We start from the raw sequence: 10,912 nt of genomic DNA on the forward strand, positions 1-10,912 counted from the left end.
ATGCAAATTACATGGGAAAAAAAAGATTCTACTCAAATGAAAATCAGTGATTTTTTGCGAAGTAAACAAATTAGTGGAAGAACTTTAAAAAAAATCAGGCAAGGGCAAGGACAAATATTAATAAATGGATGCAAGGCAAATCAGAATCAAAAAATCAAAAAGGCAAGGGTTACCTTAAATCTGTTTCCTGAAAAAACTGATCCAAATGTTTTTCAAAGTGATCTGCCAATTGATATTATTGCAGAAAATGATTATTTTTTAGCTGTTAATAAGCCTGGAAATTTATCAAGTGTTCCGGGACCCAAAAATCAACAAACAACTTTAGCTAACCGTGCATTAGGTTATGGCCAAAAACAAAAAGAGGTTTTTGTGCCCCATATATTAACTCGGTTAGACTATGATACTAGCGGAGTAGTTTTGTTTGCTAAAAGTAATTTTGTTCAAAGTATGATTCAAGAACAAATTACTAATCATACGATGAAAAAAGAATACATTGCATTAGTAGAAGGATTTTTGCCTCCTAATGAGCATAAAATAATTGATTTGCCATTAGAAAAAGAAAGTTTTGAAAGTGCAAAAAGAGTGGTGAAACCAACTGGCAAAACTGCCCAAACGGAATATTGGGTAGTTCAAAGCAATCTGCAAAAAAGTTTGGTAAAGATCCAGTTGCATACAGGAAGAACTCATCAAATTCGAGCCCATTTTGCTCATCTTGGACATCCATTAGTTGGTGATCAGTTGTATGGAGGTTCGACTGACTTTATTCAGCGGCAAATGCTTCATGCTTATCAAGTTAGTCTTTTTAATCCTTTTACAGCAGAATTGCAAACTTTTAAGGCAAAGATGCCATCTGATTTTAGAACAGTTCTAAACGAATTAAAATTTAATTTAGGATAACTAAAAATTAGAGTTCATTTTGATTAAATTTCTGATATAATGTAGTCGTATCAAAAAAATGAGGTGAAATAAATGACACCTAAAAAAGAAGACTATTTAAAAATCATCTTTGAACTAGGCGGTCGTAAAAAGAAGATCTCTAATAAACAAATTTCGATGAGCCTAAATGTCGCAGCTGGTTCTGTAACTGAAATGGTACGTAAATTAGTTCGGGGTGGCTTAGTTCACCATGCACCCTATGCGGGCATTTCATTAACTGCTAATGGGGTGAAAATTGCTGAGGGATTAATTCGACGGCACCGCTTGTGGGAAACATTTTTAGTAACTAAGTTAAATTATTCTTTACAAGATGTGCATGAAGATGCTGAAATTCTTGAACATACTACAAGTGATAATTTAATGGATCATTTAGATGATTTTTTAGGGCATCCTAAAAGATGTCCTCATGGGGGAATTATCCCAAGCAAAAATGGTGACTATGAAGAAGATAGTCATGATATTTTAGTAGATGTGCCAGATGGTTCCACAGTTGAAGTTGATCGTTTTATTGATAATCATGATTTACTTATTTATTTAGCAGGTGTGGAATTAAAATTAGGTGAAAAAATTAAAGTATTATCTCACCAACCATTTGAAGGACCAATTGAAATTCAAGTTGAGAATACTGGCGAAAAAATGGAAATTGGCTATAAAGCTGCACATTATATTTTTGTAAAATAATTTTGAATACTAATTCTATATAGCTGGGTTGAAAGTGCATCTTTCCTCGGCTATATTTTATGTTAAGACAATAAAGAGGTGATAATCTTGGAAAGAAGTGACTTAATCATTGACACCGTTTTATTAGCAGGAAAAATTATGATTGAAAATGGTGCTAATATGTCGCGGGTTGATGATACTTTATGTCGAATTGCGCGCAATGCAGGGATTGAGAAACCGAGAATTTTTGAAACCACAACGGGAATAATGATGTCAATTCAAGGTGAAAAAAATGCCCAAGTAGAATCAATTAATAAACGGCGAATTGATCTTGAAAGGATTTCGCGCGTAAATGATGCTTCACGTGCATTTCAAGCAAAGAAAATTACATTAACAGAAATGCATGAAAAATTACAAATTATTGATCAAACCACTCGTGATTTTGGGCCATTTCTCAAGATTATTGCGGCTGCCTTAATTGGGGGAACCTTGGAAGTTGTTTATGGTGGTTTGTGGTCTGATATGCTGCCAACAATAGTCATTAGTGGAATTGGATATGCAAGTTACTATGCATTAAATCGATTTTTTCATACTGAATTTGCAAGTGAGTTTGTGGCGGCAGTAATTATTGGGATTTGTGCACTGATAGTTACTAAAATACATTTAGGAACACGGATGGGAATGATTATAATTGGTGGAATTATGCCATTGGTTCCTGGAGTATTGCTTACAAATGCAGTGAGAGATCTACTTGCAGGACACATTTTAAGTGGAGCTGCCCGAATTATTGAAGGGTTTATGACGGCGTGTGCGCTTGGAATGGGAATTGCACTTGTTTTACGATTTAGTTAGGAGAAAAAGATGAATATGTTACCAATTACTCCTACCAATATTTTAGTCAACTTTATTTTTAGTTATTTAGCTACGATGGGATTTGGAATTTTAATTAACATTCCGCGCAATGCGTTAGTTGCTTGCGGTGCGGTTGGCAGTATTGGATGGATGACATATATTTTAATTTATAACTTTCATTTAGGAACGATGTTATCTAATTTAAGTGGGGCCTTAGTAGTTGGCTTGGGGGCAGCGATTATGGCACGAGTGAAAAAAATGCCAATGATCTTGTTTAACGTTCCGGGAATGGTTCCACTGGTTCCTGGAAGTCAATCTTATAAGGCTATTTATAATTTCGCATTTGGAAGAAATAGCGTTGCACTACATTATTTAGTTCAAGTTGCAATGATTGCTGGTGCAATTGCCATGGGCTTTTTCTTAGCTGAAATGATTACGCGAATGTATTTTAAAATTAGAAAAAAATTTAAACAAAAAAGCACATAAAAAAGCTGCATAACTGCAGCTTTTTTAGTATCCGTAATTATAAGAATTTGAACTAGAATATTGAGGAGAACTATTGGTAATTCCACTTAAAGTATTGCCAGTTTCAGCTTTAGGCAAATCTAATGCTGAGCGCAAAGTATTCGTAATTTTTTGCTTTTCATCGTAACTAACAACTTCAAAATCAGAATCACCAATTTTTTTAGTAGTTCCTTGAAGATGCGTAGATTTCATATGATGAGTAGCAACCCGATATTTCATATTTAATAAAATCAAGTCATTAAAGGATAAGTCCGTTTTAAGTTGTTTTGAAAGAGAATTTAAAAAAGTATCATTCATTAAACTTTGAACTTTAATGCCTTTAAATGCTAATGTCATAATGATTTGTCGCTGACGATTTTGGCGGCCATAATCTCCTGCTGGATCGTCATCACGCATACGACAATATTGAAGTGCCATTTTACCATTCATATGGGTTTCTTTATCTTTAGTAAAACTATAGCCTCCATATGAAAAACTAAGTAATGGTTTAACATCTAACCCACCTACAGCGTTAATTAAACCTTCAAGTCCGCCCATATTGATTGTGGCATAAAAATCAATGGGAACATTTAAATATTTTTCAACGGTTTTAACCGCGGTTGCTGAACCGCCATAAGAATACGCAGAGTTCAATTTACTTGGATAGTATTGTTCATAACCATTGACAGCTACAAGTGCATCCCGAGGTAAACTTACAAGTGTCATGGTTTTATCTTGTGGGTTTAAAACGGCTACCATCATTGTATCTGTTCTTCCCTTAAAGGTTCGCCCCAAAGCACCAGTATCAGTTCCCATTAATAAAATAGAAATAGGTTTTCCTTTTTTTAATAATTCTTCCACATCACGTGTTTTTTTGACTGAATTAGGAGCATAAACAGTATCAGCGGCTTTGCGTGCTTTAACATAACGTTTATACACATAATTACCACCAACACACAAAAAGATAATTACAGTTAATAAGGTCCAAAAGAAAATGGTTTTCTTTTTTGAATGCTCATCGCTGACTTGATTTGGTTGAAACTCTTCACTTTCGAATTCTTCGTGTTGGGCTCTTTTCATTTGTGTTTCCTTTCGCAATATTGTTAATTTTTAGTGATCAGCATGTCCTAAGAAAAAGCTAACTAGTAAGATTACTAAAACAATTGTTGTAATCAAAGTATAGAAACGGTCATTTGCCTTAAAAAAAGCATATATTGAAGTGGCTATTCGTAGTACCGGTGTCAAAATTAAAAGGAAGATTCCTCCCATCATAAAAGCATACGGCCTAAGTTGAAGCATCCCATGAAAAATTGCGGTTAATGTAGTTGGAAAAGTATTGCCAGAATATCCCGTAGAGTGGGTTACAAAAAGTAAAATGTATCCAATCAACATAACAATTGCGGCAATTGCTACTCCAATGCGCATAATTTTACCGATTGCAATTTCTAGATGATCAATTTCTTGTTTTGTAGCAGATTTGTCAATTTTATTATTCATTATATTGTCACCCCAAACGCTTTAAGTGCCATTTGTAATCCTAAATAAAGTAAAATTGGAATAAAAATAATTCTAATCCAACGAGACGGTAAGTGTTGCATAATTCGACTTCCAATTGCTGAACCTACGATAATTCCAAGAGAAAGCGGAACTGCAATTTCAGGCCGAATTGAGCCATTAAAAAAGTAAATAGTGGCACTTGCAGCCGCAGTTACTCCCATCATTAAATTACTTGTTGCACTTGAAGGTTTCAAAGGCATTTTCATGGCATTATCTAAGGCCATGACTTTAAATGCACCCGAACCAATTCCAAGTAGTCCAGAAGCTAACCCGGCACCAAACATGATGGCTACGCCTCCAGGAATATTTTCAACTTCATAATCAATTTGTTGATGTAAATTTTTATCATAGTAAGAACTATTCAAATTTAATTTTTGTGCCCATTTGTCAGGTGCTGCTCGATGGAGTACCTCTTGTCCGCTACGTAATTTGCGAATCATATTGAAACTTGAAAATAAAAGTAAACAGCCAAATAAAAAGTATAAAACTGCTGGATTGAAAACACCTGTAAGCAAAGCACCTACGATTGCTCCAATACTTGTTGCAATTTCAAGAAACATGGCAACGCGTAAATTTAAAACATCATCTTTTAAAAAGGCAATTGTAGAGCCTGAACTAGTTGCAATAACTGCAATAATACTTGCTCCAATTGCATATTTAATATTTAGTCCCATTCCTAAGGTAATAATTGGTGTAATAATCATTCCTCCACCAATTCCTAAAATAGCTCCCATTGTGCCGGCAAATAAACCAACAAGGAGCATCAACAAAGCAGTATACATAAAAATCCTTCCCTCAATTATTATAAGTAAATCGTAACATTAAATTTTCGCAAAGAAAAATATTAATTCATTGAAAGTGTTATTCAAAAATTATATAAGTAAAATGGAGAGGTAAAAAATAATATTTGGAGATATGTTATGAATTTAAAACAATTAAAATACTTTGCAACTGTTGCTGAAGAAAAGCAAATTACGGCCGCAGCGAAGCGATTAGATATTGCCCAACCACCATTAAGTTACCAACTTAAACAGTTGGAAAAAGAACTGGGAGTACAATTGATTCAGCGAACTTCTCATGGAATTCGATTGACTCCAGCAGGAACTACTCTTGAAAAATACGCACATCAAATTTTAGACTTAACCAAAATTACAGAACAAAAAGTTAAGCAAGTTAATGACGGTTATTTAGGACTATTAAGAATTGGGATGACCTCAACAAGTGGAGGAGTTATTCCAAATAAAAGTTTGCCGGAATTAACGGCTTCATATCCCAATGTACGTTTTGAAATTCAAGAAGGAAATACGTATGAATTACTTGATTTATTGCATCAACATTTAATTGATATTGCAGTTGTAAGAACTCCATTTAATACTGAAGAATTACAAGTGCGTTATTTTGATTCAGAACCAATGGTGGCAGTAGTGCCAAGTGCATGGCAAAACGAAGTAGTTGGATTAACGAGTTTAAATATTGAAAAATTAAGTCATTTGCCATTAATTGTATATCGAAGATTTAAAGTCATTATTACAGATTCATTTGAACATCGAGGTATTCAACCATTTATTGCGATGGAATGTGATGATGGCAGAACATGTATTAATTGGGCACAAAAGAATATGGGGGTAGCACTTGTTCCCCAAACTTGTGCTCAAAGTTACGCCGATAAAGGTGTAAAATTAATTCCAATTGCACATGAGGCGTGGAAAACTCAACTTGCATTAGTGTGGAACAAACGTAAAAGTATTCCTTCAATCCTAAAAAAATTTATAAATTGTTATAAAAATGATACAATCGAATCAGAGAAGGGATGAAGGATTAAATGACTTATTATTGCGAAAAATGTGGTCATAAAATTGACGAAAATCAAAAGGTTTGTTCATTTTGCGGAGCAGTTCAAAAACGGCTAACATCAGATGATTATGAAACTAAGTCATGTAAAAAATGTGGGAAAAAAATTTATGTAAATGCCAATTTTTGCCCATATTGTGGTACTGATCAGGCAATTTTAGATTTAAATAAAGATCTTTCAGTAAAAAATGACGACGAAGAAACCGATCATAATAATGCTGAAAATTTAACTGCACAACAAAAAGAAGCTCAAAAACAATTTCTTAATGATCAAGAACAGTTAGGAGAATTTTTAAAGCAATTAACAGATGCAGGTATAAAATATAAGGTTGAAAAAACTAAGGATCGAAATGAAAATGCTCACCCAGGATTAATTGTCTCAACTAAGTTAATCTTTAAGGATATGTTTAAAATTAATAAACGGCTTGGAATCAATGACTTTTGGTGGGGTGTAGCCGGATTAACTTTAATTATGATTGCCACATCAATAGCTACAGGAGAAATAATTGCAATTAGTGGGCTTCACTTGACAATGAAACACTTGACAGCAATTGCAATGGTTATTGCAGTTGCTTATAACTTTATTTTGACGACAGCCATTTGGCGACGAATTCATGATATTAACTTACCAAATTGGATAATGTTATTAATATTGATTCCGTTTGGTTCAATAATGCTTTGTTTGATTTGTCTTTTAGGTCCAAATTTAGATAATAACCCATATACATTTGATGTAAAAGATTATAATAATCGTAATCGATAAAAATGAACTTGCTTTTTTGAGTAATAAACGTGATAATAGATAATATCGAAGAGAGGTCGCGAAGATCAATAGTAACTAAATGGAGCTACTAAAGTAGCAAGGAAATTTAGCGAAAGGGTGATTCGCCGAAGAAGTGATTTGCTTTAGAAGATCATTTCTGGGACATGATTTAAGAGATCATGGACTGTCGCAGTTAAAACATTGCGGAGCGCTATCGAGAGTCTATTATTTTTTGAAAGATATCATTTAATCTAACAATTATCTTAGTAGAATTTCAATAGCGCACTTTATATGGTGTGCTTTTTATTTTGCTTTGTAGTGATTTGAGTTGTGCTCTTTGATCGAAAAATTAGGAGGTCTGAATTATGGCAGAAGACAATCAAATTAAGCGATCATTGAAAACACGGCACTTATCGATGATTGCCTTAGGTGGAAGTATTGGAACGGGGTTATTTGTTGCAAGTGGATCAGCAATTGCTAAAGCCGGTCCGGGAGGAGCAATTATTGCTTATATCGGAATTGGCGCAATGGTATATTTTTTAATGACTTCACTTGGTGAAATGGCAACTTACATGCCTGTATCAGGTTCATTTGCAACTTATGCACGGAAGTTTGTTGATCCTGCATTAGGATTTGCAATGGGATGGAACTATTGGTTTAACTGGGCAATTACAGTTGCAGTTGATGTATCAACATGTGCATTGGTTTTGAAATTTTGGTTTCCACATATTCCAAGTTGGATTTTTAGTTTATTTGCATTGGGACTTGTTTTTTTAATTAACGCAATTTCAGTTAAATCTTTTGGCGAAACAGAATACTGGTTATCATTAATTAAAATTATTACTGTCATTATCTTTTTGGCAGTTGGAGTGTTAACAATTTTTGGAATTTTAGGTGGTCATGCAGTTTATTTAGAAAACTTTACGTATAAAAAGGCGCCTTTTGTAGGTGGAATTCCGGCAATTTTGAGCGTTTTTGTTGTGGCTGGGTTTTCATTTCAAGGAACTGAATTAGTTGGTGTTACAGCCGGTGAATCTGAAAATCCGGCTGAAAGTGTTCCTAAAGCAATTAAACAAGTTTTTTGGCGGATTTTACTTTTTTATATTTGTTCAATCTTTGTGATTGCCGCAATTATTCCATATACTAGCAAGTATCTTTTAGGATCAAGTGCAACCGATGTAGCAATTAGTCCATTTACTTTAGTTTTCAAAAGAGCCGGGTTAGCGGCGGCAGCTAGTGTAATGAATGCGGTTATTTTAACATCGGTATTATCCTCTGCTAATTCTGGAATGTATGCTTCTACCCGGATGCTTTATTCAATGGCACAAGATGGAGATGCTCCTAAAATTTTTGGGAAAGTCAATAAAAGAGGAGTTCCTTTTGCAGCTTTATTAGGAACAACCTTTGTTGGATTATTAACATTTTTAACAAGTATTTTCGGAAATCAACTATATCAATGGTTAGTAGCTGCTAGTGGTTTGACTGGCTTTATTGCTTGGATTGGGATTGCCGTTTCACATTATCGTTTTAGAAAAGCATATCTTGCTCAAGGTAAAAGTCTAGATGACCTTGTTTATAAAGCGAAATGGTTCCCATTAGGCCCAATTTTGGCATTGATTTTATGTATTTTAGTTATTATTGGTCAAGATTTACAAGCAGTTGCTAATTTTGATTGGAAGGCAATGCTAGTTACTTACATGTCAATTCCACTTGTATTAATTCTATTTTGCTATTATAAAATTAAACATCATACTCACTTGATTCCATTAGAAGAAGTTAATTTATCGACAGTTGATATTAAAAATGATTTTGATGAAGAAGACCAAACTTTAATTGAAGATCATTAAAATGACTTGCAGAATAAAGTGGAAAAGATTAAAATATTAATGAAATAATTAAACAGCATAGATCGCCATAAGTAAGCATTAAGAGAAGCGGTGGGTGGTGTAAACCGTTGCTGAAACTCCAGCGATTTGTTGAATGGGCAGGTAATGCTGCACGGGATTTGACCGTTATCATTTTAAAGTGTACACAATTTTTGTGTAAATTTGGGTGGTACCGCGAAATAGTCTTTCGTCCCAGAGGGGATGAAAGGCTATTTTTTTAATTATTTTAAAAAATATAGTAGGAGGCAAGGATATGTTAGATATTCGTGATATTAGAAAAAATCCTGATGAATATAAAAAACGTTTAGGAACTCGGGGAGTTAAGCCTGAACAAATTGATGTATTATTAGAAAAGGACAAGGAACGTCGTGACTTATTAGTTGAAGCTGAATCATTAAAGAAACAACGGAATGAAGTTTCAGCAAAAATTGCACAAGCAAAACGGAATAAAGAAGATGCAACTGAACAAATTGTAAAAATGCGCGAAGTAGGTGCAAAAATTAAGACTTTAGATGAAGATTTAAATCGAGTAGAAGCTGAAGAAAATGATATGGCTTCACGCTTACCTAATCTTCCAAATCCTACAATTCCAGTTGGAGAAGATGAAAAAGAAAATGTAGAGTTACGTAGAGTTGGTACTCCTAAAAAATTTAGTTTTGAACCTAAAAATCACTGGGAAATTGGTGAAAATTTAGGGATTTTAGACTTTGAAAGAGCAGCTAAAGTTTCAGGTGCACGTTTTGTTTATTATGTTGGTGTCGGTGCAAAATTAGAACGAGCAGTTTATAACTTTATGTTAGATCAACACGCTAAAGAAGGATACACAGAAGTTATCCCACCATATATTGTAAATGCTAATTCTATGTATGGGACTGGACAATTCCCTAAATTTAAAGAAGATGTATATCAAGTAAATGGAGAGGACATGACATTAATTCCAACAGCAGAAGTGCCATTAACTAACTATTATCGTGATGAAGTCATTCCAACAGAGAAATTACCAGTGTACTTTACTGCACTATCACCATCATTTCGTTCTGAAGCAGGAAGTGCCGGAAGAGATACTCGTGGTTTAATTCGAATGCACCAATTTAACAAAGTAGAAATGGTTAAATATGTAAAGCCGGAAACTTCATATGACGAATTAGAAAAAATGACAAACAATGCATGTGATATTCTTGAAAAATTAGGATTGCCATATCACGTAATTACATTATCAACTGGAGATATGGGCTTTAGTGCAGCAATGACTCATGACTTAGAGGTATGGATGCCAGCTCAAAATAAATATAGAGAAATTTCAAGTTGTTCAAATTGTGAAGCATTCCAAGCACGCCGCGCACATATTCAATATCGTGATGAAGATGGTAAGTTGCAATTTGTTCATACTTTGAATGGTTCAGGATTAGCAGTAGGAAGAACGGTTGCTGCTATTTTAGAAAATTATCAAAATGAAGATGGAAGTGTTACAGTTCCAGAAGCATTACGACCATACATGAATGGACTAGAGAAAATTACTAAAGAAAAATAACAGTTATGGAAAAGAAATTGTAATATAAGTTACAGTTTCTTTTTTATGTTAATTAAATTTAATAGGATGACCTAAAATTGTAATTTATTAAATTTTTTTGAAAAAAGCATTGACCAATACTTTTAATCCTGGTAATATATAACTTGTTCGCAAGTGATGATTAATAAATTATTGATGAGCGATAAAAAAATTATTGACAGCTTTATCAGTTGATGATATAATTAAATAGTTGTCTTTGAAACAGATAATTGTAGATCTTTGAAAACTGAATAACGTTTCGATAAACAAATGTGCAGGGCAATTCATGAAAATGAAATGCAAACATATTTGCGAAGTCAATTCGCTAGTAAATGAGTCACAAAACTTTTTAAA

General features: G+C 33.8%; 11 protein-coding genes and 1 riboswitch. Of the genes, 8 read left to right on the forward strand and 3 right to left on the reverse strand.

From position 1 onward, the window contains the following. The 4 genes from ACWCL1_RS06310 (at position 1) to ACWCL1_RS06325 (ending at position 2,934) form a co-directional block, all read left to right on the forward strand. Positions 1 to 897, forward strand: coding sequence for an RluA family pseudouridine synthase (locus ACWCL1_RS06310; protein WP_454546058.1), 897 nt, complete (start codon positions 1 to 3; stop codon positions 895 to 897). A gap of 72 nt (positions 898 to 969) precedes the next feature. Then, the gene (locus ACWCL1_RS06315) at positions 970 to 1,617 is read left to right on the forward strand and encodes a metal-dependent transcriptional regulator (RefSeq protein ID WP_454546059.1); all 648 of its coding nucleotides are present in this window, start codon (positions 970 to 972) and stop codon (positions 1,615 to 1,617) included. Positions 1,618 to 1,704: 87 nt separating this feature from the next. Then, positions 1,705 to 2,448, forward strand: coding sequence for a threonine/serine exporter family protein (locus ACWCL1_RS06320; protein ID WP_454546060.1), 744 nt, complete (start codon positions 1,705 to 1,707; stop codon positions 2,446 to 2,448). Positions 2,449 to 2,457: 9 nt separating this feature from the next. Then, a complete protein-coding gene (locus tag ACWCL1_RS06325; protein ID WP_454546061.1) occupies positions 2,458 to 2,934 on the forward strand; it encodes a threonine/serine exporter family protein in 477 nt (158 codons plus the stop codon). 24 nt (positions 2,935 to 2,958) lie between these two features. On the opposite strand, the gene ACWCL1_RS06330 is transcribed toward ACWCL1_RS06325, so the two are convergent. From ACWCL1_RS06330 to ACWCL1_RS06340, 3 genes are read right to left on the reverse strand one after another with little or no spacing between them, the layout of a single operon-like run. Beyond that, the gene (locus tag ACWCL1_RS06330; protein ID WP_454546062.1) at positions 2,959 to 4,032 is read right to left on the reverse strand and encodes an LCP family glycopolymer transferase; all 1,074 of its coding nucleotides are present in this window, start codon (positions 4,030 to 4,032) and stop codon (positions 2,959 to 2,961) included. 30 nt (positions 4,033 to 4,062) lie between these two features. Beyond that, complete coding sequence (locus tag ACWCL1_RS06335) at positions 4,063 to 4,437, reverse strand: DUF1634 domain-containing protein (protein WP_454546072.1); 375 nt, start codon at positions 4,435 to 4,437, stop codon at positions 4,063 to 4,065. An 11-nt stretch (positions 4,438 to 4,448) separates the two neighbouring features. Beyond that, the gene (locus ACWCL1_RS06340) at positions 4,449 to 5,291 is read right to left on the reverse strand and encodes a sulfite exporter TauE/SafE family protein (RefSeq protein ID WP_454546063.1); all 843 of its coding nucleotides are present in this window, start codon (positions 5,289 to 5,291) and stop codon (positions 4,449 to 4,451) included. A 138-nt stretch (positions 5,292 to 5,429) separates the two neighbouring features. Here ACWCL1_RS06340 and ACWCL1_RS06345 point away from each other — a divergent pair, with 138 nt between their 5' ends. The 4 genes from ACWCL1_RS06345 (at position 5,430) to serS (ending at position 10,540) form a co-directional block, all read left to right on the forward strand. Next, positions 5,430 to 6,323: a LysR family transcriptional regulator gene (locus tag ACWCL1_RS06345; protein WP_454546064.1), complete on the forward strand. Its 894-nt coding sequence runs from the start codon at positions 5,430 to 5,432 to the stop codon at positions 6,321 to 6,323. 8 nt (positions 6,324 to 6,331) lie between these two features. Beyond that, positions 6,332 to 7,123 (forward strand): zinc-ribbon domain-containing protein, encoded by a 792-nt coding sequence (locus tag ACWCL1_RS06350; protein ID WP_454546065.1) that lies wholly within the window; start codon positions 6,332 to 6,334, stop codon positions 7,121 to 7,123. A 41-nt stretch (positions 7,124 to 7,164) separates the two neighbouring features. Then, positions 7,165 to 7,345: riboswitch (Lysine riboswitch) on the forward strand. 143 nt (positions 7,346 to 7,488) lie between these two features. Continuing rightward, complete coding sequence (locus ACWCL1_RS06355; RefSeq protein WP_454546066.1) at positions 7,489 to 8,970, forward strand: amino acid permease; 1,482 nt, start codon at positions 7,489 to 7,491, stop codon at positions 8,968 to 8,970. Positions 8,971 to 9,262: 292 nt separating this feature from the next. Next, the gene (gene serS / locus ACWCL1_RS06360) at positions 9,263 to 10,540 is read left to right on the forward strand and encodes a serine--tRNA ligase (protein ID WP_454546067.1); all 1,278 of its coding nucleotides are present in this window, start codon (positions 9,263 to 9,265) and stop codon (positions 10,538 to 10,540) included. Positions 10,541 to 10,912: the final 372 nt, after the last annotated feature.

The sequence above is a fragment of the Ligilactobacillus sp. LYQ135 genome, from assembly GCF_053711055.1.

Coding starts and splice junctions, on each gene's coding strand:
- ACWCL1_RS06325 (WP_454546061.1), top strand. CDS start 2,458: ATGAATATGTTACCAATTACTCCTACCAATATTTTAGTCAACTTTATT.
- ACWCL1_RS06315 (WP_454546059.1), top strand. CDS start 970: ATGACACCTAAAAAAGAAGACTATTTAAAAATCATCTTTGAACTAGGC.
- ACWCL1_RS06355 (WP_454546066.1), top strand. CDS start 7,489: ATGGCAGAAGACAATCAAATTAAGCGATCATTGAAAACACGGCACTTA.
- serS (WP_454546067.1), top strand. CDS start 9,263: ATGTTAGATATTCGTGATATTAGAAAAAATCCTGATGAATATAAAAAA.
- ACWCL1_RS06340 (WP_454546063.1), bottom strand. CDS start 5,291: ATGTATACTGCTTTGTTGATGCTCCTTGTTGGTTTATTTGCCGGCACA.
- ACWCL1_RS06350 (WP_454546065.1), top strand. CDS start 6,332: ATGACTTATTATTGCGAAAAATGTGGTCATAAAATTGACGAAAATCAA.
- ACWCL1_RS06330 (WP_454546062.1), bottom strand. CDS start 4,032: ATGAAAAGAGCCCAACACGAAGAATTCGAAAGTGAAGAGTTTCAACCA.
- ACWCL1_RS06310 (WP_454546058.1), top strand. CDS start 1: ATGCAAATTACATGGGAAAAAAAAGATTCTACTCAAATGAAAATCAGT.
- ACWCL1_RS06345 (WP_454546064.1), top strand. CDS start 5,430: ATGAATTTAAAACAATTAAAATACTTTGCAACTGTTGCTGAAGAAAAG.